Raw genomic sequence first — 25,752 nt, forward strand, 5'->3', positions numbered from 1 at the left:
ATCGCACTCGTTTCTGTGCAACGGGGCCCCGGATACTAAGCATGAAACTGGCGATGATCGGTTTTGGACAGGCTGGCGGGAAAATCGTCGATAAGTTCCTCGAATACGACGAGCGATCGGGCAGCGGCATCGTCCGGTCGGCCGTAGCGGTAAACACGGCGAAAGCGGACCTGATGGGGTTGGAGCGGATCCCTCAGGACAACCGCGTACTCATCGGACAGTCGCGGGTGAAAGGCCACGGCGTCGGTGCCGACAACGAACTCGGCGCGGAAGTGGCTGAAGAGGATATCGACGAAGTACAGGGCGCGATAGACAACATTCCGGTTCACGAGGTCGACGCATTCCTCATTATCGCCGGGATGGGCGGCGGGACCGGCAGCGGCGGCGCTCCCGTCCTCGCGAAACACCTCAAGCGCATCTACACTGAACCGGTCTACGGACTCGGCGTCCTCCCGGGCAGCGACGAAGGGGGAATATACACGTTAAACGCCGCGCGCTCGTTCCAGACGTTCGTGCGCGAGGTAGACAACCTCCTCGTCTTCGACAACGATTCGTGGCGCAAGGCTGGGGAATCGGTCGAGGGCGGCTACGAGGAGATAAACGACGAGATAGTCAGGCGCTTCGGCATACTGTTCGGTGCGGGCGAGGTCGGCCAGGGTGACGAAGTCGCCGAGAGCGTCGTCGACTCCAGCGAGATAATCAACACACTCTCCGGCGGCGGCGTCTCCACGGTCGGATACGCCCGCGAAGAGGTCGAAAACGAGAGCGACAGCGGCGGACTCCTCTCGCGTTTCACCGGCGACGAGGACGACGGGATCGACACCGCACACACCACTAACCGGATCACGAGTCTCGTCCGGAAGGCCGCGCTCGGCCGTCTGACTCTCCCGTGCGAGATCGAGGGAACCGAGCGTGCCCTCCTCGTCATGAGCGGTCCACCCCAGCATCTCAACCGGAAAGGGATAGAGCGCGGGCGCAAGTGGCTCGAAGAGCAGACCGGATCGATGGAAGTCCGCGGCGGCGACTACCCGGTCCCGTCCTCGAACTTCGTGGCGAGCGTGATCCTGCTGTCGGGCGTCAACGACGTTCCGCGCATCAAGGAACTCCAGCAGGTCGCCATCGAAGCGCAGGACAACATCGAGGAGATCCGGGAGGAAAGCGAAGATAACTTAGAGAGCCTAGTCGAAGATGACGATGATGAACTTGAGCCGCTCTTCTAAACTAACGACGCTGCTCGTCGCTCTGGCCGTCTTGCTCGCTGCGGTTGCCCCCGCTGCAGCACTCGCGACCGTTCAGGCCGACGACGCTCCCGAAGAGGCACAGGTCGGTGAAGACGTCTCCGTTACGTACACGTTCTCGGACCTCTACGAGGGCGATACCCCCCGGCAGTGGACACTGCAGGGCGAAACGAACCTGACGAACGCGTCCTGGTCGATAACGATGTACGACAACGCCGGCGACCAGGTTGGCGAGACCGAGAGTTACGGCGGGGACACGTTCGAGCAACAGGTCAGCGCTGACGACGACGTCGCGGAGGTAGAAGTGACTGTCTCCGGGACCGTTCCCGAGGTCCAGAACTTCAGCTACGACCCCGCGGAAACCTTCCTCCTGACCGAGTTCACCGAAGTCCGCGACGGTGGCGGGACGTCCACCATCGATAGCTGGGACACCCACCACTACACGGAGGAAAGCGCTGATGCGCGAACGGCCATCGACGAGGCGGCGACCACCATCGACGACGCCGAGAGCAACGGTGCGGACGTATCCGACGCGAAGTCGGACCTCGACAACGCCATCGGGTTCTACGAGGCGGGGGAGTTCGACAAGGCGATAGAGAACGCGAACTCCGCACAGGACGCGGCCGAACAGTCGGAATCGAGCGCCGAAACCCGTAGCATGCTCCTGTACGGCGTCGTCGGACTAGTCGCTCTGATAGTACTCGCCGGCGGCGGGTACGTTCTCTACCAGCGACAGCAGGACGACTACGACAAACTGGGCTGACGACGATCCGTCGGCGAACGCCCGACTTTTCTCTCTGCACACGTAACGCCGAGCCATGCGTACCGTGGTTCCGTTCGCCGCCGGCGACCCGAAGACCCGTCTCGCCGATGTCCTTTCGTCCGCTGAGCGGTCGGCGTTCGCCCGGACGATGCTCTCGGACGTGCTAGGGAGCGTCCGGGCCGCCGGCGGCGACCCGACGATACTGTCGACCGCCCCCGTCGACGCGGACGCGCCAGTCACCGTCGACGACCGGTCGCTCTCGACCGCGGTCAACGCCGTTCTGGGCGAGGCCGACGGCCCGGTCGCCGTCGTCATGGCGGACCTCGGCCTCGCCTCGCCGGCGGCGCTGGAACGCCTCTACGCGACAGGCGGCGATGTCGTCGCCGCGCCGGGTCGCGGCGGTGGGACGAACGCGCTCGTCGTGCGCCACCCCGAGTTCTGCGTCGACTATCACGGCGTTTCATTCCGCGACCACCGACGGTGCGCCCGCGACCTCGGCGCTGCGTTTTCCGTGGTCGACTCGCATCGCCTCGCGACGGACATCGACGAGCGTGCCGACCTTGCGGAACTCCTGCTTCACGGCGAGGGCGACGCGTCAGCGTGGCTACGCGACGCCGGGTTCGAACTCGTTGCGACGGACGGTCGCGTGACCGTCACCCGCTAGTTCCAGGTGGTGAGATACGTCATTCCGGCGGCGACGAGCGCGCTCGGGAGACTCATCGCGATGCCGTTGGTGAGGGCGTCACCGAAGCCGATACTCGCCGTCGGAACTTGCGAATCCACGAGCAGAAACAGCGTGACGATCGGGAGCAGGTAGCCGACGAACCCGCCCAGACCGGACGCGAGCGACAGCGTCTTCCGGTCGGCACGTTCTTTCAGTCCGACTGCGACTCCGACGATGCCGGCGACGATCGGACCCGCAAACACCGACAGCAGAAACGCGAACAGACCGAGGACGATCATGGCTGGGCCGCCGACGGCGTTCGCCACGGCGGGAACGCGGTCGCTGACCGACGCCAGTTCACCTTCCACGCCGAGTAACACAGTGAGGTCGGGGATGAACCGAGTAAGCAACAGGATGCCGACCACGACGAGCAGGTACGCCGCGACGTGGGTGACGAGCGTGCGGCGAACCACCGATTTCGAGAAGAATCCCTGGTCTGTCGTTGGTTGACGGCGGCGCTCCCCCGCGGTGTCGGCCGCTCGCTGCTCCGTGACCTTATTTCCTTCTGACATACAGTTCGGAATACGAGGACTGGACTTAATCTTACCGAAATCAGAGAGAATACACAAGTTGAGAGTAACATGTTTTTATCGTCACGCGTGCAACCGGTGGCTATGATACCGGGGATCGACGAGTACGATATCGACCTCGCGATAGCGGACGCTGCAGTCGAAGAACTACTCGGGGTCTCCCCGGACGACGTTTCTCCGGCGGACGAACTATCCTTCTGTCGGAACGTGTTCGTTCCGCTGACGACCGCCTGCCGGTACACCTGCACCTACTGCACCTACTTCGACCCGCCGGGCGAAGCGACGCTGATGAGCGCGGAGGCGGTCCGCGAGACGCTTCGAACGGGCGCTGACGCCGGCTGTACCGAGGCGCTGTTCACCTTCGGCGACGACCCGGACGACCGCTACGAAGCGATCCACGGGCAACTGGACGAGTGGGGCCACGACTCCATCCACGAGTATCTCCGCGAAGTCTGCGAAATAGCGCTGGAGGAGGGCCTGCTCCCCCATGCCAATCCCGGCGACCAGACGTACGAACAGATGGCGACGGTCGCAGAGGTCAACGCCAGCATGGGCGTGATGCTGGAGACGACGGCCGACGTGGGAGCCCACGGCGGTCCCCGGACGAAAACCCCCGGTCAGCGCCTGAACACGATCCGAAACGCGGGCGAACTCGACGTTGCGTTCACGACCGGGATCCTCGTTGGCGTCGGCGAGGACTGGCGCGACCGTGCGGAGAGCCTGCTCGCCATCCGGGAGATGCACGCGCGGTACGGCCACATACAGGAACTGATCGTCCAGCCGGTGGTGGAAAACGAGCGCTGGCACGGCGGGTCGCCGGACGTCGAGACGCTCCGGCGCACGGTGGCAATGGCCCGGCACTGTCTCCCCGAGGAGATATCCGTCCAGGTCCCGCCGAACCTCGCGCCGGCACGGGACGTGGTCGACTGCGGCATCGACGACCTCGGCGGTGTCTCGCCGATCACCGACGACCACATCAACCCGGACTACGAGTGGCCCGCGCTGCGCGAACTGAAAGACATCGCTGCGGACGCGGACGTGCCGCTCCACGAACGGCTACCGGTGTACGAGCGATATCTCCCGGAGGATCTCCGGTCGCCCGGGTTCGACGGCGACCCCGCGCCGGGCGACGACTGGCTCCCCGACCCGATCCGGCGAGCGTTGAACGCGGACGACGCCGCGGGCGAACGCTACCGTGCGGTCGTCGGCGGTACCTCGCTGGCGGCGGACTGAGTCCCGCCGAGGCGGGTCGACGACACGGCCGACTTAAATCCGCCGCGTATCCCCTGCACCGGGATTACGCACCTGGCCTGCGAACTCTCGGACAATGTCGATACTGACGCTTACCGAGAGGCTCGCACGCGACCTCGGATTCGGCGCGGACCCGGGCCCCGCCGGGACTGCCGTGGGCGGACTGCTCGCCGCCGCCACAGTCGCCGTCATCCTTCTGACGAACGCCGCGGTCGCCGGACCGTGGGCCAAGCGCCGAGTACTGGCGACCATCTGGGGGAAGAAAGGGCCGAACAGGATGGGGCCGCTGGGGCTCCTGATCATCGTCGCCGACGTGGTCCGTCTCATCTCGAAGGAACTGATCGTACCGGAGCGCGCCGACCGTCCGGCGTACGACGTTGCGCCGTTGCTCGTCACGTTCTCGGCGCTGTTCGGCTTCGCCGTGATACCGATGGGAAGCGGGATCCAGGTGGCCGACCCGGCCACCGGGATCGTCTTCGCTTTCGCAGTCGCTTCGCTGGCGACGCTGGGGATGACGATGGCGGGGTACGCCTCGAACAACAAGTTCTCTCTACTCGGCAGTTTACGCGCCGTCGCACAGAACATCGCGTACGAGATCCCGCTGGTCGTCACCGCCGCCTCGATCGTGTTGCTCGCGGGGACGATGCAAACGAGCGAGATAGTCGCCGCGCAACAGGGGACGCTCGTCTCCGTCGCCGGTCTCTCGATCCCGGCGTGGTACGCGTTCGTCAACCCGTTCGCGTTCGTCCTCTTCGTCGTCGCAAACCTCGCGGAGGTCGGTCGCAACCCCTTCGACACGCCGGAAGCGCCGACGGAGATCATCGCCGGGTTTCAGACCGAGTACTCGTCGGTGTATTTCGTCCTCCTGTACCTCGGCGAGTTCCTGCACATCTTTCTCGGGGGCGGCCTCATCATCACGCTGTTTCTCGGCGGTCCCGCCGGCCCCGTCCTCCCGGGGATCGTCTGGTTCCTGATCAAACTGTGGGCCGTGTTCCTGTTCACGCAGTGGGCTCGGTCGGCGATGCCGCGCATGCGGATCGACCAACTGATCGGTGTCGGGTGGAAGGGGATGCTGGTGCTCTCGTTCGCTAACCTGGTGCTGACGGCCCTGCTGATGGCCGTTATGATTTAGGCCGTCGTCGCGTGTCGCCCGCAGCACCGGTCTGTACGAACTCGGAGAACACGTGGGATTCGATCTTTCGGAGGTGTTCGCCCACGGTGCTCGGCGAGGCGTCGACCTGGTCGGCGATCTCCTCGTGAGTCGCTTTGCGAGGGTTCTGATAGTAGCCGAGACGGACGGCGGTGTCGAGTATCTCCTGTTGCCGGGCGGTGAGGGTTCCAAACAGGTCGTCGACCTCGGGGTGGTGGTCGCCGGTCTCTAACACTTCGATGGTGAACGCGTCACCGCCCATCGGCATCGCGCCGGCGAACGTCTGCTCGTCCCCGACGAACGTGATCTCCATCGACCCGTCCTCGGCGACGTCGTACGGCATCTCCATCATCACCTCAGATTCGCCCCGCTGCTGTAGCATCCTGCGGGTGAGGTCCGTCGGCTCGTAGTGTGTGTAGGAGTACCACCAGCAGTCCGTCCCGGTGACCGCGTAGTCGAGGACGTGAAGCGACTCCTCCAAGATCTCCTCGTACCGGTTGCGGTCGCCGCGCGCCTCCGCGAGCATGGCACACGTACCGTCGTCCAGCAGTTCGTTTCGGTGGACCGCCTCCCGCGTCACCGATGGGTCGTCAGATAACGCCTGTCCGAGCGGATGGAACGCTGTCCCTTCCTTCGGCGTGATCCTGACCGTGACGTAACGCATACTCGGCAGTTCCTCGTTCGGTGTCAAATATCTACGTGGTCTGCGGTCGGTCCTCGGTACCGAACTTAAACCGGCCCCGAATGCCGCGCAGTCTCCTTACCCGCGTTCGGCGCGTAGGTATCACCGTATGCCCGAAACGAGGCTGTCGTCCGAGGGTGCGCCACGCGACGCTACCGACCCCGAGGGACCGCCCGTGCGGGACCCGCCCGGGCCGCGGGGACTGCCGCTCGTTGGAAACACCCACCAGTGGGTTCGCGGTCCCTGCGCGTTCAAGGAGCGCTGCGCGGATCGGTACGGCCGCGTCGTCAACTACGAGATAATCGGGATGGACGCGTACATGCTGACGGACCCGGACGACATCGAACGCGTACTACTGAACGAGGACGACCAGTTTCGCAAGCACCAGGGCAGTTCCGACCAGCTGCGCGATATAGTTGGCAACGGGCTCATCACCAGCGAGGGCGACCTGTGGGAGCGCCAGCGCGAGGCCATCCAGCCGGCGTTCTACATGGACCACATCAAGCGGTACGCTGACATCATGGTCGACCGGACGGCGGCGCGCACGGCTAACTGGGCCGACGGAGAGACCCGCGCGATGAAACCCGAGATGATGCGTCTGACGATGGAGATACTCACCGCGGCGATGTTCGGGTCCGACATCGACCTCGACGACCGGGGGATCTTCGACGCCGCCGAGACCCTTCGCGAACCGATGCAGCCGCAGAACCAGCCGATCACGTTCCTCGCACCCGACTGGGCCCCGATCCCGATGATCCGTCGGGGGCACCGCGCGCTCGAACACCTCGAAAACGAGATATACGACATCGTCGATACGCGCCGAGCGACCGACGAGGACCGCGACGACCTCCTGTCGATGCTGCTCTCGGCCGACGCGGCGATGGACGACGAGCAGATCCGCGACGAGATGCTCACCTTTCTGTTTGCCGGCCACGAGACCACCGCCCTGACACTCACCTTCACCCTCGACCTGCTGACGCGCAATCCGGAAGCGGCCGACCGCGTACGCTCCGAGATAGACGCCGCGGTCGACGGCCGCCCCGAGATGACGGACCTCCACGCGCTCGAATTCACGAACGCGGTGGTCAGAGAGTCGATGCGGCTCTATCCGCCGGCCCACGAGATCCGCAGGGAACCCGTTCGGGACGTGACGTTCGGCGGATACCGCGTTCCCGCGGGCGCGCTGCTCGTCCTCCCGACGTGGGTACTCCACCGCGACGACCGCTACTGGGACGACCCCGAGACGTTCCGCCCCGAGCGATGGCTCGACGGCGACGACCGCCCGGACTTCGCGTACTTCCCGTTCGGGGGCGGGAAGCGCCGGTGTATCGGCCAGCAGTTCGCGATGACTGAGGCGCAACTGGTGCTTACGACGCTTTGTTCCGCGTTCGAATTCGAACGCGAGTACGACGACCTCGACCTGTCGGCCGCCGTGACGCTCCAGCCAAAGGGCGATGCCGAGATGACCGTCCGCGAGCGATAGGTCGTCGGCCGACCCACCTGACGCGGTCCGTTCACCACGTCACGATCCGGGCGAGCACGAACACCAGAAGCGCAGCCAAGAGCGTCCCGAGGATAGTCTCGACGCCGGCCAGCAAGCGCGCCAGTATGCCGATAGGCTGTATGTCGCCGTAGCCGAGCGTGGCGAACGTCACCACGCTGAAATAGAAGCTCTTGAACATGACCCTGGCGATCCACCAGGTGGGCGCCTCCTGCGGATTATCGATCGAGTACGTTATCGATGACCCATCCCCGACCTCCCGTATGCCGCCGGTGAGGGGGTACAGCAGCGCGGACGCGGTGATCACGATGAGCGACACCAGCAGGATCCGATACGGGCTGCTCCCGTACTTCATCACCCACTTGGAGGCCGACCACTTGATCACCTCCCCGTAGTCGCCCTCCTGCCACGCGAGCCTACGGCGGGCGTCTTTCTCCTGGTTGTAGCTCCGCTGGGCCAACCTCGGGAGCGCGTTGTCTTGATACAGCTGTTCGAGTTGGCGATAGGCCCAGGCGGCGGCCTCTAACCGATGGACGTTGCTCAGTTTCGGCTCGACGGAATCGTGCTCGTAGGCAGATACGTCCCCCAGGTCCGTCGACCCCCCGATGTGGACGTCGGTGAGAACTGCGTCGTTGAGGAGCGCGTTCTGGAGCGTCGCCCGACGGAGGTCGGCGTTGGTGAAGATGGCCCCTTCGAGATTCGCCTCCGAGAAGTCCGTATTTATCGCGCTCACGTTCGTCAGGGTCGTGAGCATCATGTCCGCCTCGGAGAAGTCGGCCCCGCGCAGGTCGGCGCCGGTCAGGTCGGCGCCGACGATCGACGACTCGGCGAACCAGTCCACGCCGGCGAGTTCCGCTCCCTGGAGATACGCCCCGTCGACGTCCACCGATGATTCCTCTTGGGCCTCCTCGATCGTCTCCTTGGTTTTCCCGTCGACCTTGGCGTGCCAGACGCAGTAATCGTGGTCTTCCCAAGTGGGGCGGTCGCAAGGTTCGCTGGAGAAATCGTCGTCGATCAGTCCGATCTCGAGTTGGTATTCACATCGAGTGGCGTGTTCGTCCGCCATACCTTCTCGACACTCGCCAACCTCAAACCGTCGGGGGTGCCTATAGCGTTTCTCGCGCCTATATTTCGCCAGTCCGATGCTATAGAGGAACTCTCGAAAGTCCGGACGGCCCCGTCTACGGCCGGAGGTGCCTTCGCACCACGTCACCGCACGCCATCGGCGGCAACACTGACAAGTGCGGGCAGCCAGTCCCGCTGACGAGTCGCTGCCGTCGACAGGATCGGCTCAGCCGTTCGCACCGCTCCCGCGCTCGACGTTCCAGCAGTCCTCGCCCGTTCTCTCCAGCACGGCCGGTTCGCGCAGGGTGACGCGTTCGCCCGTCGGCGTCGCCTCGCGATCGCAATCGGCGCTTACCCGGTTAAGGCGGCCTAGCAGTTGCGCAGTCGGCGGTTTCTGCGCCGCCGCGCAGTCGTAAATAGTGAGTAATCCGCGCTCTCGCTCGTCGTACACGACGATTCGGGCATGTCGCGGGAGTTCCCACGCGTTTTCGCCCGCAGGAGCGAGTTTGTTCATACGTCTTATACTACCAGCGTCGACTAAACCCTTCGCGTGGGGCGGGGTTCTGACGGACGACTCCGGAGACCGGGGTTCGTGGATCCGGTTGCTGGCGAACGCGGTGATCGGGTATCAGTTTGCACCGGCGGCCGAACTCCGACAGATCGTCCGATTTCGGTTCAGTAGCGACCTACAGTCGGCGACGCGACGCGCGACTGGGATGCTGTCTCAGGGACAGGTTGGGATCTTCGTATACGTATGAACGACCTCCGTACAGCATGGCCAGCAACTCCCGGCGCGAATGGTCGTCCCGAATGGGGCCGGACGACCTCATCAGTGCAGGGGTCGCAGGCTTGATCGGGGGAATCGCCTTCGCCGTGCTGACCGCGAGGACCACGCCCGAGCAGCTACAGAAGGTCGGACTACTATACGGGCTGGCAGGGAGTCCGAGAATCGGTCTGTTCCTACATCTCAACCACAGTATCGTCTTCGGAATCGTCTACGCGCGAGTGGTCAGTTACGAGCCACTGCACGGGTACGCTACCCGGGTGGGGCCCGGAGTCGCCGTCGGGCTCGCGTTCAGCGTCGTCGTCTGGCTGGTCGCGGCATCGGTTCTCATGCCGACCTGGATCAGCGCGGTAACGTCGCGCTCTCCACCGATACCGAACTTCGATCTGGCCTTCCTCGCCGGCCACGTCGTCTTTGGGACCGTACTCGGGGGCGGCTACCCGCTCCTCCTCTCCCGGATGCCCGGCTCTTCCGAGGAGCGACATACCTCCTGACATCTCGCCGCGGTACACCCACGGCCGCTCGCTCGAAGCAGGAGACCCCCATGTGTGCGGTCGCCGGTTTCCTCTACAGGGAACGCGACTCCCTTTTTCAGTCGTCCGCCGCCCGCGCTTCGCCGCTTAGCATCGGCGTTCCGTCAGCTTTCGGCCCTAGCTTCGGCCCGTGCGGTCGGTCGTCGGGGTCGATGACGCGGCGCTGCCGGTAGTCCGTCGAGCGCTCGACCGGCGTGCGCCCGATGGCGGTTATCATGTCGACGTACTCGTCGAACGAGCGGTACTCGCCGTACTCGCCGCCGGCGCGTTTCGTTATCTCCTCGGAGAGGATGGTGCCCATGAAGTCGTCGGCTCCGCAGTTGAGCAGTTTCAGTCCTTTCGCGTCGCCGGATTTCACCCACGATGCCTGAATGTGGTCGACGTTGTCGAGGAAGAGCCGCGAGACGGCGATCATCAGTTCGTCCTCGGCGTCGCTCGCGCCGCCTTCCACCATGTCGTACTCGTACAGCGGCGTGTTCTCGTGGATGAACGAGAGGGGGACGAACTCGGTGATGTTGTCGGTGCGGTCCTGCAGGTCGCGTATCCGCTTTAGATGCATGACGCGGTGCATCTCGTTTTCGACGTGGCCGTACATGATCGTCGCTGTGGTGTCGAGGCCGACGGTCGCGGCGGCTTCGATCGCCTCTATCCACTCGTCGGTGCCGATCTTGCCGGGACAGATCACGTCGCGGACCTCGTCGACGAGGATCTCGGCGGCGGTGCCGGGGACGCTGTCGAGACCGGCGTCCGCGAGGCGACCGTACACCTCCTCGTACGACCAGTCCGTGCCGCGGCGGCCGTGGTACGCTTCCTCCGGCGTCATGGAGTGGACGTGGACGCCGTCGACGTTCATCGCCCGGATCTGTTCGCAGTACGTGCCGGGGTCGGTCTCGTATCTGCTCGGAGACTTGTAGTTGAGGTCGCCGCGGTCGCTCGTCTCCAGTATCTCCAGATGTTCCTCGTCCAGCGCGAACCCCGGGTGAAGGCCGGAGACGGAAGTGACCTCGTAGACGCCCATCTCGACGGCGTCGCGGACTATCTCGCGAGACTCGGCGGGGCGCTTGGTAAACCCTGCGTGCTCCCCTTCGCTCCCTTCCTCGAAGTTCTCCGCGGTGTTTTTGAAGTTACAGAACAGGCATCCGGTGTTGCAGGCAGTCGTGACGTTATTGTTGACGTTCGCGACGAACGTCACCTCCTCGCCGACCTCTTCGGCACGGCGGCGGTCCGCGGCCGCCAGCACGCGCTCTCTGCGCTCTCGGTCGATCCCGTCGGTGTCGGTGCCCGTGGTCATGAGTTCGACGCCGTCGGCGACTGTGAGCCGTTCGCCGTCGCGGGCTTTTCGCAACGCGTTCTCGAACGACTGGTCCGTCTCCGGGCGGTGTTCGAACCGGATCGTCTCGCGGCCGCCCGGTCCAGTCGCGGATCCGTCGGTCATTGTCGTCTCTCTACTCCCATAGTGCAAAAGGGTAGCGGGTCCGGCACTTCGTGCTGGAACCACACGAGACGGACGAAGCCGGCGTCGACGCCGGTCATTCCCGAGCCGACGACCGCTCCGCGGGCGCGCCGATTGAAACCTTCATAATCCGCGCCCCCGGCAATGGAACTATGACCGTGGTGGTCGACGCGTGACAAGCGTCAAGGAGTTCCGTATCGAGGAACCGGCGAGCGACGACGAACTCGGCGCGGGGTCGTTCGTGTTCACGGACGACTACTCCGTGTTCGACTGGGGGAAGATGCCCGACACCATCCCGGAGAAGGGCGCTAGCCTCTGCTCGATGGGCGCGTATAACTTCGAACTGCTGGAAGACGAGGGTATTCCGACTCATTACCGGGGGGTGATCCCCGCCGGTTCGGACGACCCGGTTCCGCTCGCCGACGTCGACGAGCCGCCGCGCGAGATGGCCATCGATCTGACGCAGGTACCGGAGCTCTCGCACGAAGGCCGGGAGTACGACTACGACGCGTACCACGAGGCGGCGGGCGAGAACTACCTCGTCCCGCTCGAAATCGTCTTCCGCAATCGCGTCCCCGTCGGATCCAGTCTGCGCCGCAGGACCGACCCCGCGGACCACGGTCTCAACATGGAAACGTGGCCCGACAACGGGGTCGACCTTGACGACCCCATCGTCGAGTTCTCGACGAAATACGAGGAGAGCGACCGCTACCTTTCCCGCGAGGAGGCCGACGCGATAGCCGGCACGGCGTCGATCGACGACCTCGAAGCGACCGCGCTCGCGGTCAACCGGACCGTCACCGACCGCGCCGAGGACGCCGGCCTGACCCACGAGGACGGGAAGATCGAGTGTCTCTACTACCGGGGAGAGATCCGCGTCGCGGACGTCGTCGGCACGTTCGACGAGAACCGCTTCAGCTACGAGGGCACGCAGATCTCGAAGGAAGTTATCCGCCAGTACCACAAGCGAACCCAACCGGAGTGGGTCGAAGCCGTCCAGGACGCGAAGGCAAAAGCGAAGCGCCGGGACATCGCCGACTGGAAATCGCTGTGCGAGTCCGCGCCCGAACCGCTCGACGACGACGTGATCCAGATCGCTCGCGACCTGTACGCCGCCGGTGCGAACGCGTACGTCGGCCGGGAACTGTTCGACGCGCCCCAGCTCGATTCGGCCGTCGGCGAGGTCTGGCGGCTGTAACGGCCGGTTCGACGAGTCCCGTCGTCATCTGCACCAACACGACGTTTGAAGTGTGACCCTCGCTACCGTTCGTGCCTATGGTCGACCCAACGTCGGATCTCGGCGAAGCGGTCAGCGCGGACGACGCGCCGAACTGTGCGAACTGCGGCGAGTCGACAGTCCCGGCGGCGGACCGCCGCGTTCACACGACGATAGTCGACGGTGCCGTCGACTGTCGGCAGTTCTGCAGCGAGGCCTGTCTGGACGAGTGGCGGGGCGAGTGAGCACCCGTTCGACGTTCATCGGCGACGATCGCAGCGACGAAAGACACTCGCCGCCGATCAATCGTCGGCGGATTCCTCCACCGACCCGTTCTCCGCCACGGCCTCGCCGATGCCGTCGAGCGGTCGGTCCGGGTTGGCCTCGGACGCGGCGTCGGTGAGGCCGAGCTGATAGCCCTCGGCCTCGTCCCGGAGGCTGGTGCGGCCGCGGTGGACGCTCACACCGTCTTCGAGGTGGAGTTTGACCGCCTCCAGCAGCGCGTCGGCTTCCAGCGGCTGGCCGCGACGTTTGAGGTCATCGACGACGGCGTCGTCCGGAACGTCGAAGGCGCGCTGAGTGATGATCGGCCCCTGGTCCAGGTCCGTCGTCACGTAGTGGGCGGTGACGCCCGCGATGCGAACGCCCTCCTCTTTCGCCTGTCGGTAGGCCTTCGCGCCGGGGAAGGCCGGTAGCAGGCTCGGGTGAATGTTGATGATCCGGTCCTCGTATCGGAACACTACGTTCGGGCTGAGGATCCGCATGTACCGCGCCAGCACGATGAGGTCTGTGTCGTACTCCGCCAGCACGTCCAACAGTTCGCCCTCGTCCGGTTGGCCCTTCCCGTCGCCGATGTCGTGGAACGGGACGCCGTACTGCTCGGCGAGCGGTTGTAGGTCGTCGTGGTTGCCGATGACGACGCCGATGTCCGCGCCGAGGTCGCCGTTGGCCCAGGCCTCGAACAGCGCTTCGAGGCAGTGCGACTCCTTGGTGACGAGGACGGCTATCTGCTGTGTCTCGCGGTCGGTCGGGAACCGGACCTGTACGTCGACGCCGAGTTCATCGCCGAGGTCGTGTAGGTCCGACCTGAGCGTCGCGTCGGTACACACCATCCCCGTCGTGTCGACGGACATCGTCATGCGGAACAGGCCGTCGCGAACGGCCTGGTCCAAGTCCTCGATGTTTGCTCCCCGCTCGAACAGAAGCGTCGTCACTCGCGCGATGAGTCCGGTGTCGTCGTCTCCGATAACCGTGATCTCGGTCAGATCGGTCGTCATCGTAACTCCCTCCTGTCGGTGTCGAGCGGCGTCATCGGGGAGTTCTCCGCCATCCGAGGGCAAAAACCTTCGTTTCCGTGTAGCTACTGCCTATCCACGAACGTGGACACCGACGCCGAGTCACAAGAGTTTTTGAACACGAATACGGGAGTTCAGATAATGACCGCTTACACCGCCACGGTGACGGTGCGACTGAAACGCGGCGTGCTTGACCCCGAGGCCGAGACGACCAAGCGTTCGCTGGAACGACTCGGCTTCGAACTCGAAGACCTCCGCTCGGCAGACCGGTTCGAGATCGATGTCGATGCGGAATCGGCCGAGGACGCGACCGACCGCGTCGACGAGATGGCGGAGCGACTGCTGGCGAATCCGACCATCCACGACTACGATATCACCGTCGACGAGCGATGACGGTCGCCATCATCAGATTCGGCGGGTCGAACTGCGACCGCGACGCCGCTCGTGCGCTCGACCACCTTGACATCGACGCGGAGATCGTCTGGCACGAGGACGGTCTCCCCGCGGAGACGACCGGCGTGGTACTCCCCGGCGGGTTCTCGTACGGCGACTATCTGCGGGCCGGAGCGATGGCCGCACAGTCGCCGATACTGGAGGAGGTCCGCGCGGCCGCCGCCGACGGCGTTCCCGTCCTCGGCGTCTGTAACGGTGCCCAGATCGGATGCGAGTCCGGGCTGACCGAGGGCGCGTTCACCACGAACCGGAGCGCGCGGTTCCAGTGCGAACGCGTCCACCTCCGTGTCGAGAACGCCGACACGCCGTGGACGGCCGCGTACGAGGAGGGCGACGTGATCGAGGTGCCTATCGCCCACGGCGAGGGGCGCTACGAGGTGACCGACGAGCGGTTGACGGAACTAGAGGCGGACGGGCGCGTCCTCTTTCGGTACTGCGACGCCGACGGCGAACTCACCGAGGACGCAAACCCCAACGGTTCGAAACACAGCGTCGCGGGAGTCCTCGGCGCGGACGACACGGTCGCAGTCCTGATGCCGCACCCCGAACGTGCGACTCTCCCCGACATCGGCGGGACTGATGGAGCGGGGATCCTCCGCGGATTCGAACGCGCCGCAGAGTAACAATCAGTTTAAAATTTTTGGTGGAAGATTAAAGAACCAGGGCTTCGTCTCTCGGATAGGCCGTTTTCGAACGATAGACCGATGTCCGAGGAAATAACGGTGCTCCACGTCGACCCGTCCGCCGCTGACCGGGAGTCCGTCGCGGCGGCGTTCGAATCGGTAGCAGCGTCGCTGAAAGCCGTCACGGACTCCGAGACGGCGCTCGACGTACTCGAAAGCGACGGAGTGGACTGCATCGTCAGCGAAACCGAACTGCCGGACGGGACCGGTTTCGACCTGCTGGACGCCGCGGATCTACCGTTCGTCTTCTACACCGACTCCGGCGATGAATCGGCCGCTGGGCGGGCTATCGAGAGCGGTGCCGACGGATACGTTCCGAAGTGCGACGGCGTCGAGACCCTCCTTGACCGGGTCGAGGCTCTCTTCGACGGCGAGACGGCGGAAGGCCGGTCGGAATGGCGGGCGGAACTCCGTCAGATGGAATCTGTCGTCGAGGCGGTCGGCGACGGCGTGTACGCTCTGGACGCCGACGGGCGATACACCGCGGTCAACGATAGTCTGCTGTCGTACACCGGTTACACTCGCGACGAACTGCTCGGCGAACACGTCTCCGTTCTGATGGACCCGGACGACGTCGAACGCGGTCGCCGCCTCATCTCCGAGTTGCGTGATTCCGAAGACCGGTCCGTCGTCACGTACGAGTTAGCGATACGATCGAAAGACGGCAAACGGATACCGTGCGAGGTGAACCTGTCGCTACTACCGGCAGACGACGAATTCGTCGGAACCGTCGGAACGGTTCGAGATATCAGCGACCGCAAGACCGTCGAGGAGGCCTTGCGGCGGCAAAAGCGGAAGGTGCGCAACCTCCACGAGGTCGCGTCACAGTTAGACACCTGCGCGACGCCCTCTGCGATCTACGAGTACACCGTCAGGGTCGCACAGCAGGTACTCAACTTCGATCTCTGTGCGACGCAGCGGATAGACGGCGACGAAGTCGTAATAGAGTCCTTCTCGTCGGAGTCGCTGCCGGCCGGGGAGGAGCGACGCCGGGAACTCGGCAACGATCTCACGGCGCTGACCCACCGAACCGGAGAAACCTATCGCGTCGACGATGTCAGAGAGGACGCCGTCGCAACACCCATCTCGGACGAGTACCGCTCCGCCCTGAGCGTCCCGATAGGCGATATGGGCGTGTTTCAGGCCATCTCGACCTCGACCGGAGCGTTCGACGAAAGCGACGAGGAACTGGCGGAACTGATGGTCTCTCACGTGGAAAACGCTCTCGACCGCGTCCAGTTCGAGAGCGAACTCCGGGAGGAACGGGACCGGTTCGCAGCGCTGTTCGAGAACGTCCCCGACCCGGTTGCGAACGTCCGTACGGAGAACTGTCAGGCAGTGATCGCCGACGTAAACGAAGCCTTCGAGCGCGTCTTCGGCTACACCGCCGACGAGATACGCGGCTGTCCGGTCGAGGAGCACCTCGTTCCGCCGGACAGGATAGAAACCCACCGGGAGATAAACCAGCAGTCGATCGCCGGTGAGACGGTCGAGCGGGAGGTCACGCGCAGGACTGCCGACGGACTGCGGGAGTTCCTGTTGACCGTCTTTCCAGTCGACGTCGGCGCGAACGACACCGAGCGGTACGCGGTGTTCACCGACATCACGGAGCGTAAGCAGCGCAGAAAGCGGGTCGAAGTGTTGAATCGGGTCCTCCGCCACGACCTCCGGAACGGGATGAACATCGTCAGGGGAAACGCCGAGATGCTCCGCGGGGAAGTTCGGGAGACGCTTTCTACGCCGGTCGATGCCATCGAAGAGCGAGCCACGGACCTGATCGAACTGGCGGAGAAAACGCGGCTGGTCGAACAGACGCTCGGAAACGAGAACCGGACGGGCAGTCCCGTCGACGTCATCGAGGCAGTCACGGCCGTCGTCGAGAGAGTGCAAGACGAGTTCCCCGAGTCGACCGTCCAGTACTCGCATCCGGATAGCGCGTCCGCGAACGCCGACACGCTCCTCCAGACCGCCGTCTACCACGTCGTCCAGAACGCCGTCATCCACAACGACTCTGACGCGCCGCAGGTCGACGTGACGGTTCGTCGCGAGGACGATTCGGTGGCGGTCGAAGTCCGCGACGACGGCCCGGGACTCCCGCGGACGGAACGGGAGTTGCTCGTCGAGAACCGCGAGATAACGCAGTTACGACACGCCGGCGGCCTTGGTCTCTGGCTGGTCAACTGGGTCATCCAGCAGTCCGGCGGAACGCTCTCGTTCGACGACAACGATCCGCGGGGCAGCGTCGTGACACTGCGGGTCCCGCGGACGAAACTGGACGTGAATGCCGCCGAAACGAGTTCGGAGGAGTCCGACGCCTGATACTGTTGGCTGTACTCCCTTGCAGAATATCGGCTCCCCGGAAGTCCGAGTAGCGTTCCGAAGGTACAGCCGACAGTATGAGAAACCGACGCCTATCGCGTCAGCGGCTGGCTGTAACTCTTCTCGCGAGCCATCACGGCGTCCCAGGTCCGTTCGCACTCGCAGGACACCTGCTCGAAGACGGACGGGTCCTGCCGCAGGTCGAAATCCTTGATCGCTTTCTGGACGCGGTCGTCGCACTCGCCGCAGTTGTGCGGGCCGCGGTCGCTGCCGTGGCCGACGGGGTCGGAGACGACGATGGCGTCGGCGTCAGCGGTGTCTTCGAGTACCTCGGCGACGCTCCAGAGCCACGGCGGCCGGTAGCCGTCCCGGAAGTAGAGTTCGTCGACCATCGTGTACCGCTGGACGTTACAGGGGTTCATCGAGACGGTGTGGGCATACTCCGCACACTTGCGGACCGACCGCTTCATGTCCTCGACGGCCTCTGGTTCGCTGAGAAACGGCGGCTTCATCAGCAGGTACGCCTTGATGCCGGCCCCGGCCGCGTCGGCTTCTTCGCTGGCCTCGACGAACGCCTCGAAGTCGAAGTACTTGTTCACGCAGTCGTGGCGCACGCGGTCGGTGCCGGTTTCGAGGCCGACCGCCACGTCGGTTTCGAGGCCCACGTCCGTGAAGTCGGCCAGTTTCTCGCGGTCGACGAAGTCGGGCAGGCTCTCGACGACGATCCGCTCGCGGTCGGCGAACGCCTCGGCGATGGCCTGGCGCGATTCGGCTGCGACCTCTCGCTCGTCGAGGAAGGAGCCGCTCGTGTAGATCTTGATGAGACCGGACTGCTCCTCCGCGTTCTCCGCTTCGTGTTCCAGACAGGCGTCGATCTGGTCCATCAGCGCGTCGTGGGCGACGCTCCCGCCTTCGACGGATTCGGCGACGTAGCCACACATCGTGCAGCCGCCGGCCCGCGCCCAGCGACACCCGCCGGTGTTCAGGATGATCGTGAGGCTCTGGTAGACTCCGTCGGGCGTGTTGTCCTCGTCGATCCACACCCGCGTGGGCTCGTGAGGATCGTAGGACGCCTCCTTCTCGGCACGGATACCTCGCATTACCTTGTTGTGGGCGTCCATCCCCTTGCCCTGCTCGTACACGTCGGGGCTCGGCTTGCTCATTGGCGGTCCGTAGTCGTCGGGGGCGTAAATCCGCTTCGTTCAGGTGTAGTCGCTCTCGTCTCCGTCGAAGAACGTCCCGACGAGTTTTCGCTCGCCCGCTCGGAGGTGTTCGTGGAACGTCGACTGCGAGATGCCGAGCGACGACGCGAGTTCCTCGCCGGACGTAACGCGCGGCCACTCGAAAAAGCCGGCGTGATGTGCCGTCCGGAGGACCTCGTGCTGGCGGTCGGTGAGGTCGGCCTGGAGAGACGATTTGAACTCCGTCGTCGTCTGTGGCTTTCGGCTGCGCTCGCGCTGTGTAAGAAGATTCACATCACCGTACACGTCCGCGAGTAGGTCCAGTAGATCCCTACTGTCCGTCTGTGAGGGGAGTTGAATCACCAGGCGGCCCGTGGTGCCCTCCGCGCTGGCCGTTCTGAGGGTCGCACCGTTTTCGGCGAGGAAATCGATGATCGGCGCTCGACTAAGAGTGAGTTCGTACAGCGAAGAAGTTTCGGTCTCCGTGATCGCGGTCCACTCCGCGTCAACGTCTTCCGCCGCCGTTACGGCGTCGGCCGACGGGTTGCCTTCGACAGTTACGAACAGCTTCAAGGACCCGTCGGACTGGACGATCAGTCCGTCGAGTTCCACGCGACACCCCGTCGCGGCCGCTAACTGGACGAGTAGCGACTCCTCGCTCCGCAGTTCGATCTCCAGTTCGGTGACGTTGTCTGTGAGAATGGTCCGCCGCTGTTCGACGGCGTGCATCGCGTAGCCGATGGTCTCTCCGAGTTCCGAGAGGACGGCCCGTTCCGTCTCCCCGAACGCGTCGCTCTGGCCGGCGTATACGCCGAGAACGTCGTACAGCGTCCCCTGATGGACGAGCGGTATCACCGCGACCGCGCGGTAGCCGCGTTCGGTCGCTCTCTCGTACTTCGCCTGGGGCACTGTGTCCGGCGTTAGCGGCTGGACGGCGATCGACCGCTGGTCGACCGCGGTCCGGTACGGGTTGGACTCGTACTCGTCGACCGAGACGGTTCGTCCGCGGAGGTAGCCGTCCTCGATCCCGGCCCAGACTTTCGGATCTAGCTCGCGGGTAACGAGGTCGTACTCCCCGATCCACGCCATCCGATACTGGTCGGCGGCAGCGAGTTGCTCGCAGACGACCCGTTCGATCTCGTCCCGACTCGACACTTCGACGAGCGTCTGGTTTATCTTCCGGATCACCCTATTGGTGTGATTCAGCGACGTGAGTTCGTCGCGCTGGCGTTCGAGTTCCGACTCCCGCTCCCGGAGTAGTTCCTCTCTGTCCGTCCGTTCGAGTGCGGCGGTGACGTTGGTCGAAAGCACCCGCGCCAGGTCGTGCTCGTACGGGCCGAACGCCCGTTCGTCGCTCGTATTGCCGACCAGAACGCCGTGGTCTCCGATCGGGACGCGGAGCTCCGAGCGCATCGGGAAGTCGTTCGGATACCGTCCGACGGCGCTGGTGTCGCGCCGGGTCTGAAGTTCGGCGGTTCCGAGCACGTCGGCCGCTATCTGACGACGCGCGGCGGCAAACACCTCGTCGTCGACCGGGACCGGTCCGACGGACGCCGCCGTTCGTAACGTCCCGGTCTCGTCGCGGAGCAACAACTGCGCAGCATCGAACCCGAGAGCCTCCGTGGCGAGTTCGGTCGCTCGCTCGCAGACGGCAGCGGACGTTTCGGCCTCCAACAGCGTCTGTTCGGCTCCGACCAGCGCTGAGAGCGCCTCCTCGCGTTCGTGGCGCTCGGTCACATCCCGGACGATCGCCAGTATCCGCTCCGTGCCGCGTATGTCGGCCCGTTTGACGCTCACCGAGGCCCAGAACCGTTCGCCTTCGGCGGTGACGCATTCGATATCCCGCTTCTCGTTCGACGGGTCGCACAACCGCTCCGCCCCGGCGTTTTCCACTGTCAGGTCCGCGGGTGAGAGCGAGCGAGCGTTCGTCTCGTCGTACCCCCAGAGTTCACAGAACGCTCGGTTGACATCGATGACTGAACCGGTCGACGGGTCGACGACGAGTATCGCGTCAGTGACGCCGTCGAAGATAGTCTGATAGTCGAGTTCGGCACGGTGTCTGTCGACGGCGTTTCTGACGCGGTTGACCAGCAGGTCGTACTGTTCGGTGCCCGTCGCTTTCCGAATGTAGTCCGTCACGCCTGCGGAAACGGCGTCGCTCGCGACGGTTTCGCTCCCCTGCCCGGTAAAGAGGATAAACGGGATCTCGGGACGGAGATCCCGGGCCTCGTCGAGGAGTTCGAGGCCGTTCATCCCCGGCATCTGGTAGTCGCTGACGATACAGTCGAACGTCTCCGAGCGGACCCGATCGAGTGCGACGTGCGGGTCCGTCTCCGGAACCGCAGTGATGTCGTCGTAATCCTCCTGTAAGTACGTCGCGACGAGTTCCGCGAGGGACGGATCGTCGTCGACACAGAGGACGCGGATCGGATGTCCCATTCTCATTACCTCTCTGAGCGGCGACCTTTTCAACCTTGTCGCTCCCAGAGCCGTTCGATCCGCCGCCACGGCGACCGGCCGGCGTCGGTCCGAACCCGAATGTATCGGCCCGGAAACAGGAATGCCCCCGCGAGTAAGACACAGACAGCGATCACAGCGTCGACTGCGACGATAGCGAGCCAGGGGTGGATCGAGTGAAGCGCGACCAGCAGCGACGGCGGCAGGACCGCCACGTACCGCCGCTCGGAGACCGTCCGCTCGAACTGCTGCTGGCCGTCAGGCGCATCGACTCGGAGCGTCGTCTCGCCTGCGGACCGCGGCCCGATGACCGTGGATCGCCGCGTTACACGAACGTCTTCGCTCGTCGCCTCGCGCACGACGACGACCGGCGCGAACGCCCTGTTTTTCACGTCGTGCGTGACCGTTCCGGTCGTTCCCCGTTCGAGAACGAACGGGTCGTCGTTGGGCGGGTCGTCCGTCGCGACGAGAGCGTACTGGATGCCGCCCGAGGCAAACATCATTCCGGCCGTCGCCATGAGAACGATAGCGACGGTTACGACGAGAACGACTCGCCTCCCCTCGTAACTCTCGGCGCGGCGGCTTGGCCTGTTCGCGTCCCGTTTCTTCGAACCGCCGTACCCCAGCAACAGGCCGCCGCCGACGAGACAGAGTCCGACCCCCAGAAACGCGATAGCGGTTCCGCCGGCGTCGCCCGGCAGGCCGGAGCCAGACGGAACGGCGCTTGCCACCGCCTCTTCGCTGCTCTGGATGACCCGACCGATCCCTGGAACCACGACCACGTCGCCGTTGACAGTGACCGCTTTTCCGAGGATCCGGTCCTCGCTCACCGGCGGTTCGTCGCCGTCCTGGTCCGGGAAGGTGTTCGCGTCTCCTTGCGTAACGTATCCGTTTCTCGATTCCCCGACTACGCGGTGAGTCGTCACCGACCCCCCGTCGAGCGTTTCGGACTGAAAGACGACTACGTCGCCAGTCTCGACCGATCCGGCGAGTACCGCTGGGACCACGAGAAATCCGTCTCCGGCCTCTATCGTCGGCTCCATGCTCCCGGTTTCGACGTAACTCAGGAGAACTGGCTGTCCGATCGCCTGCCCCGCGATGAGAGCGACGACGAGCAAAACGAGCGCCCACTGTAGCGCGGTTTCGAGTCTGTCCTTCATGTCGCGTGTGCGACCGATACCGTCCCCGACGGCCCGACCCTCGTACCCCAGTGCTCCCACACACCGTGTGTTGGCCGTCGCGGGACGCGTGCGGTCACGTTAGGCGGTGTCGGTGTAGGCGGACGGATCCGCGGTGACAGTGATCGTCGTCAGGCCGCTGAGATCCGTGACGGTCGTGTCGAGTTCTATTGTCACGTCGAAACTGTCCTTGGTGCTGTTCGCGGTATCGTACGCGTCCAGGTTGTGCGGATCGCCGTTCCCAGTGGGTAACGACTCGACCGCTGTCGTTTTCCCGGTATCGCCGTAGAAGTTGACCGCGGCGGGGTCCGCTGCGTCGTGTGCTATCTTCACGCCGACGCCCTGGGAGGCGTTGTTTCCGATCTTGAACCCGGCTTCGATGGTCGTAACGGCGCTCTTGTTGGCACCGGACGCGTTGCCGGAGCCCGTGTACTTGAGCTGTAACAGGTCGGTGTTCGTACCGCCGCTTGAGTCAACGAACTGACTGGTACCGTTGTCCGTGAGTTCGAGCAAGGCCGCAGAGTCGCTTGCGAGTGTGATATCGGCGGTACGGTCGGCCTCGATCAGGTCGAACGCGCCCGATCCGAGTGCCGCGCCGCCCGTCGCTGCGATGCTACCCACGCTGATGACGAATGTTCTACGATTCATTGTGTTTTCCGCTCGACCGGACGGATACAGTCCTCCTCGTCGGAACGCGCCGTTCCGTTCGAGGTTCGACGTCGCGCAATTGTTTTCCGTCCGATGTCACATACCTGGATTGACAGTCTCCCGGTAATAGGGTGATGCCCAACTGAGAAGGGTGGAGGTCGGTGACGGGCCTATATAGTTTGGGTTATTAAAAATCCAACATGATGTTTGGCCGAGTCGTTAAAGGGGCGTGGATTCGTACCCCTTCGGTAGTGACGGGAACCGAGGGTATCGGACCGCGAGTCGGTCGGCGCGCGCGAGACCGGAACGAGCGACGCGCGGGAGTCGTCGACCGTGGTTGACCGGCGGCAGCGCCTGGGCGCGGTGTTGCTGCTCTGCGGCGCGGCGCTACTCGTTACTGGTTCCGTCGGTTTCGCCGACGTGATGGCCGACCGACCGGGCAATATAACGGTCGCAAACGATCCGGACGCGTATCTGGGTGTGACCGACAATTCGGCTGACTCCGCGGCGAGCATCAGCGGCGGGAACGACACGGGGAACGCCTACTTCCTCGACGACAACGCCGCCGCATTTGGGGGCGCTTCGGCGTTCGATAGCGCGGTCGACCGGATCGACTACGACGACGGGACGACCGACACCGATCCCGGCGTGTACGCGACCGTTCGAGATACGGACGCAGTCGGGCTGACGACTTCGCACGACTACGTGCTCCAGTTAGAGTGCAAAGACGGGGCGACGGACCAGGGGACGGGATACGTCACCGTCTCCGTGACTGCGACCGGCGACGAAACCGTCGACCTGCAACGGACGACCAACCAGAAGCTATCTATCGACTGCACATGACTCACACCGACCGACCCGAGGACGTCGACGAGGGACGCGACGCAGGGCCGGGGACAGCGGCCGCCGTTCGCTCGCGCGTCGCCGACAACCTGGGGCTCGTCGTCGTTGCTCTCGTTCTCCTGAGTGCCGTCGGCGGGTGGGTCGCATACGGCGCGCACGTGAACCCGCCGATGCAACCGACCGAGCAGACGGTCGGAAGCGTCGAGACCGAGGGCTCGTACGAGCACGGTGCCGTGGTTCGTTCGGAGAACCCCGTCTACCCCGACGGGAGCGTACTCACCGACCGGCATCGGTATTTCCGCTCCGTCGCCCCGGTTCTCAACGGGACGTTCACCCACGAGTACGCGGCCACGGGCGAGGACATCGAAGCCGAGACGACGCTCCGCCTCCGCCTCCGCTCCGCCGACGACGGCGGGGAGTACTGGAGCACTACCGAACCACTGACCGACCCCCGCGTGGACACCGGGGACAGCGGTACGGTCGCCGTGCCGTTCGAGGTGAACGTCAGCGAGGCGGCGTGGACCATCGCCCGGACGGACAACGAACTCGGCGGCTCACCGGGGGACCCGGAGATCGCGGTCGTCGCGGAGACGAGCGTCACCGCGACCGTCGAGGGCGAGCGCGTCACCACTACCGAGACGCACGTCCTTTCGATCGTCCCGACCGGGTCGACGTACACCGTAGAGGGCGCGGGCAGATCAGCGTCGGAGCGAGTCACCGAAACCGGTCGCGTTTCGCGGGAGTACGGCCCCCTCGCGTCGTACGGCAGCGTACTGCTTTTCGCCGGTGCCCTCGGTTCGCTCGCTCTCGTCGTCGGTCTGACTGCGACGGACTCGCTTCGCCCGCCGCAGAGCGTTCACCGCGCCGTTACGACCGCCCGCGAGCGCGACGCCCTCGACGAGTGGATCACGACCGGTCGAGTTCCGGCCGAACACCGGACCGGGCCGACGGTGACCGTCTCGTCGCTCTCGGGGCTCGTCGACGTGGGAATCGACAGCGACAGGCGAGTGATCGAGGACGAGCGAACCGGGGCGTTCTACGTCGTCGACGACGGCGTGGTGTACGTGTATCACTCGGACCGTGCGACGAGCCACGACGCGCTCGACGGCACGAGGGTCGGCCACGCGACACCGTCGAGCGCTCCGTCCGACGATGATGGTTCGACGCCGGAACGCGACGAGGCATCGGACGGGACCGGGTCGAACGGCGACCTGGCGGAGGAGTTCGAGTGGCAGGGCGAATCGGACGAGTTCGAATGGTCGGACCCGAACGCCGACGAGAGAAACGAGGTGTGACGGTTATCCGAACCGACGCGCTGCGACCCACGCGATCCCTGCGGCGATCGCTCCCGCCCCGTTCGCCGCGATGTCCGCGACCGAGAACGCCCTGTACGTGATCCCGGCCTGCACTAGTTCGATGCCGATACCGTAAGCGATCGCTCCCACGGCGGCGCTGGCGGTGGCGCTCTCCTTCGTTCGGTGTCGGACCTGGAAGGCAACGACGAGCGCACCGGTCAGGACGGCGTAGCCGACCACATGGGCGATTTTATCCGCGCCGACGGGGCCGCTACCGCCGCCGGCGTCGACCGGTACGACCGAGGCGACGAACAGCGCGACCGCGACGGCGACCGCCGGATACCAGCGTCGGGACACACCCTCCACTCGGGGCGTCCGTCGGCAAAAGGCGACTGATGCCGTGTCGATTTGACTTCCGCTGTCTCCGATGGCAACTGACCGCCTGGTGGCGTCGGAGTAACTGGTTTCGGTTACGTTAGTATGGGAACGTCTAACACGTTATAGTCCGTA

At 64.8% G+C, this 25,752-nt stretch carries 25 protein-coding genes; 14 read left to right on the forward strand and 11 right to left on the reverse strand.

Annotated features, from left to right (window positions below):
* Window positions 1-41 precede the first annotated feature (41 nt).
* From EYW42_RS15605 to cofC, 3 genes are read left to right on the forward strand one after another with little or no spacing between them, the layout of a single operon-like run.
* Window positions 42-1,220, forward strand: a complete 1,179-nt coding sequence (locus tag EYW42_RS15605; protein WP_135536230.1) for a tubulin/FtsZ family protein — start codon at window positions 42-44, stop codon at window positions 1,218-1,220.
* Window positions 1,198-2,001 (forward strand): hypothetical protein, encoded by an 804-nt coding sequence (locus EYW42_RS15610; RefSeq protein ID WP_135536231.1) that lies wholly within the window; start codon window positions 1,198-1,200, stop codon window positions 1,999-2,001. The genes EYW42_RS15605 and EYW42_RS15610 overlap by 23 nt, the downstream gene beginning before the upstream one ends.
* A 55-nt stretch (window positions 2,002-2,056) precedes the next feature.
* Window positions 2,057-2,665, forward strand: a complete 609-nt coding sequence (cofC, locus tag EYW42_RS15615; RefSeq protein WP_135536232.1) for a 2-phospho-L-lactate guanylyltransferase — start codon at window positions 2,057-2,059, stop codon at window positions 2,663-2,665.
* Here the strand turns inward: cofC and EYW42_RS15620 are convergent.
* The gene (locus tag EYW42_RS15620) at window positions 2,662-3,237 is read right to left on the reverse strand and encodes a hypothetical protein (protein ID WP_135536233.1); all 576 of its coding nucleotides are present in this window, start codon (window positions 3,235-3,237) and stop codon (window positions 2,662-2,664) included. The two genes, cofC and EYW42_RS15620, sit on opposite strands and share 4 nt — an antisense overlap.
* A 102-nt stretch (window positions 3,238-3,339) precedes the next feature.
* Here EYW42_RS15620 and cofG point away from each other — a divergent pair, with 102 nt between their 5' ends.
* Both cofG and EYW42_RS15630 read left to right on the forward strand, forming a co-directional pair.
* Window positions 3,340-4,488, forward strand: a complete 1,149-nt coding sequence (gene cofG, locus EYW42_RS15625; RefSeq protein WP_135536234.1) for a 7,8-didemethyl-8-hydroxy-5-deazariboflavin synthase subunit CofG — start codon at window positions 3,340-3,342, stop codon at window positions 4,486-4,488.
* 94 nt (window positions 4,489-4,582) lie between these two features.
* Window positions 4,583-5,638 (forward strand): complex I subunit 1/NuoH family protein, encoded by a 1,056-nt coding sequence (locus EYW42_RS15630; protein ID WP_135536235.1) that lies wholly within the window; start codon window positions 4,583-4,585, stop codon window positions 5,636-5,638.
* On the opposite strand, the gene EYW42_RS15635 is transcribed toward EYW42_RS15630, so the two are convergent.
* Window positions 5,628-6,320, reverse strand: coding sequence for a helix-turn-helix domain-containing protein (locus EYW42_RS15635; RefSeq protein WP_135536236.1), 693 nt, complete (start codon window positions 6,318-6,320; stop codon window positions 5,628-5,630). The two genes, EYW42_RS15630 and EYW42_RS15635, sit on opposite strands and share 11 nt — an antisense overlap.
* Window positions 6,321-6,447: 127 nt before the next feature.
* Here EYW42_RS15635 and EYW42_RS15640 point away from each other — a divergent pair, with 127 nt between their 5' ends.
* On the forward strand, window positions 6,448-7,821 hold the full coding sequence (locus EYW42_RS15640; protein WP_135536237.1) for a cytochrome P450: 1,374 nt from the start codon (window positions 6,448-6,450) through the stop codon (window positions 7,819-7,821).
* 31 nt (window positions 7,822-7,852) lie between these two features.
* Here the strand turns inward: EYW42_RS15640 and EYW42_RS15645 are convergent, their stop codons facing one another.
* Complete coding sequence (locus EYW42_RS15645) at window positions 7,853-8,905, reverse strand: pentapeptide repeat-containing protein (protein ID WP_135536238.1); 1,053 nt, start codon at window positions 8,903-8,905, stop codon at window positions 7,853-7,855.
* 225 nt (window positions 8,906-9,130) lie between these two features.
* Window positions 9,131-9,418: a hypothetical protein gene (locus EYW42_RS15650; protein ID WP_135536239.1), complete on the reverse strand. Its 288-nt coding sequence runs from the start codon at window positions 9,416-9,418 to the stop codon at window positions 9,131-9,133.
* A 260-nt stretch (window positions 9,419-9,678) separates the two neighbouring features.
* On the opposite strand from EYW42_RS15650, the gene EYW42_RS15655 reads away from it, so the two are divergent.
* On the forward strand, window positions 9,679-10,182 hold the full coding sequence (locus EYW42_RS15655; RefSeq protein WP_135536240.1) for a histidine kinase: 504 nt from the start codon (window positions 9,679-9,681) through the stop codon (window positions 10,180-10,182).
* Window positions 10,183-10,279: 97 nt separating this feature from the next.
* Here the strand turns inward: EYW42_RS15655 and cofH are convergent, their stop codons facing one another.
* Window positions 10,280-11,656, reverse strand: a complete 1,377-nt coding sequence (cofH, locus tag EYW42_RS15660; RefSeq protein WP_135536241.1) for a 7,8-didemethyl-8-hydroxy-5-deazariboflavin synthase subunit CofH — start codon at window positions 11,654-11,656, stop codon at window positions 10,280-10,282.
* A 190-nt stretch (window positions 11,657-11,846) separates the two neighbouring features.
* Between cofH and EYW42_RS15665 the strand changes: the two genes are divergently transcribed.
* Window positions 11,847-12,872, forward strand: coding sequence for a phosphoribosylaminoimidazolesuccinocarboxamide synthase (locus EYW42_RS15665; protein ID WP_135536242.1), 1,026 nt, complete (start codon window positions 11,847-11,849; stop codon window positions 12,870-12,872).
* Window positions 12,873-12,949: 77 nt separating this feature from the next.
* Window positions 12,950-13,135 (forward strand): DUF7576 family protein, encoded by a 186-nt coding sequence (locus EYW42_RS15670; protein WP_135536243.1) that lies wholly within the window; start codon window positions 12,950-12,952, stop codon window positions 13,133-13,135.
* A 57-nt stretch (window positions 13,136-13,192) separates the two neighbouring features.
* Here the strand turns inward: EYW42_RS15670 and EYW42_RS15675 are convergent, their stop codons facing one another.
* Entirely contained in the window at window positions 13,193-14,167 is a 975-nt protein-coding gene (locus tag EYW42_RS15675; RefSeq protein WP_135536244.1) for a formyltetrahydrofolate deformylase, read from the reverse strand.
* Window positions 14,168-14,326: 159 nt separating this feature from the next.
* Here EYW42_RS15675 and purS point away from each other — a divergent pair, with 159 nt between their 5' ends.
* The 3 genes from purS (at window position 14,327) to EYW42_RS15690 (ending at window position 17,640) form a co-directional block, all read left to right on the forward strand.
* Entirely contained in the window at window positions 14,327-14,578 is a 252-nt protein-coding gene (purS, locus tag EYW42_RS15680; protein WP_135536245.1) for a phosphoribosylformylglycinamidine synthase subunit PurS, read from the forward strand.
* Entirely contained in the window at window positions 14,575-15,261 is a 687-nt protein-coding gene (gene purQ / locus EYW42_RS15685; protein ID WP_135536246.1) for a phosphoribosylformylglycinamidine synthase I, read from the forward strand. The genes purS and purQ overlap by 4 nt, the downstream gene beginning before the upstream one ends.
* An 81-nt stretch (window positions 15,262-15,342) precedes the next feature.
* Window positions 15,343-17,640 (forward strand): hybrid sensor histidine kinase/response regulator, encoded by a 2,298-nt coding sequence (locus EYW42_RS15690; protein WP_135536247.1) that lies wholly within the window; start codon window positions 15,343-15,345, stop codon window positions 17,638-17,640.
* 92 nt (window positions 17,641-17,732) lie between these two features.
* On the opposite strand, the gene EYW42_RS15695 is transcribed toward EYW42_RS15690, so the two are convergent.
* The 4 genes from EYW42_RS15695 to EYW42_RS15710 form a co-directional block, all read right to left on the reverse strand.
* Entirely contained in the window at window positions 17,733-18,803 is a 1,071-nt protein-coding gene (locus tag EYW42_RS15695; protein WP_135536248.1) for an archaeosine biosynthesis radical SAM protein RaSEA, read from the reverse strand.
* 39 nt (window positions 18,804-18,842) lie between these two features.
* Entirely contained in the window at window positions 18,843-21,260 is a 2,418-nt protein-coding gene (locus tag EYW42_RS15700; protein WP_161972968.1) for a bacterio-opsin activator domain-containing protein, read from the reverse strand.
* Window positions 21,261-21,289: 29 nt separating this feature from the next.
* Window positions 21,290-22,438, reverse strand: coding sequence for a signal peptidase I (locus EYW42_RS15705; RefSeq protein ID WP_135536250.1), 1,149 nt, complete (start codon window positions 22,436-22,438; stop codon window positions 21,290-21,292).
* Window positions 22,439-22,537: 99 nt separating this feature from the next.
* Window positions 22,538-23,104 (reverse strand): hypothetical protein, encoded by a 567-nt coding sequence (locus EYW42_RS15710; RefSeq protein WP_135536251.1) that lies wholly within the window; start codon window positions 23,102-23,104, stop codon window positions 22,538-22,540.
* A 333-nt stretch (window positions 23,105-23,437) separates the two neighbouring features.
* Between EYW42_RS15710 and EYW42_RS15715 the strand changes: the two genes are divergently transcribed.
* Both EYW42_RS15715 and EYW42_RS15720 read left to right on the forward strand, forming a co-directional pair.
* The gene (locus tag EYW42_RS15715; RefSeq protein ID WP_135536252.1) at window positions 23,438-23,947 is read left to right on the forward strand and encodes a hypothetical protein; all 510 of its coding nucleotides are present in this window, start codon (window positions 23,438-23,440) and stop codon (window positions 23,945-23,947) included.
* Entirely contained in the window at window positions 23,944-25,242 is a 1,299-nt protein-coding gene (locus EYW42_RS15720) for a DUF5305 family protein (RefSeq protein WP_135536253.1), read from the forward strand. The genes EYW42_RS15715 and EYW42_RS15720 overlap by 4 nt, the downstream gene beginning before the upstream one ends.
* Window positions 25,243-25,245: 3 nt before the next feature.
* On the opposite strand, the gene EYW42_RS15725 is transcribed toward EYW42_RS15720, so the two are convergent.
* The gene (locus EYW42_RS15725) at window positions 25,246-25,599 is read right to left on the reverse strand and encodes a VanZ family protein (RefSeq protein ID WP_161972969.1); all 354 of its coding nucleotides are present in this window, start codon (window positions 25,597-25,599) and stop codon (window positions 25,246-25,248) included.
* Window positions 25,600-25,752 lie beyond the last annotated feature (153 nt).

It is taken from the genome of Halostella pelagica, assembly GCF_004762015.1.
GTDB classification, from domain to species: Archaea; Halobacteriota; Halobacteria; order Halobacteriales; family Natronoarchaeaceae; genus Halostella; species Halostella pelagica.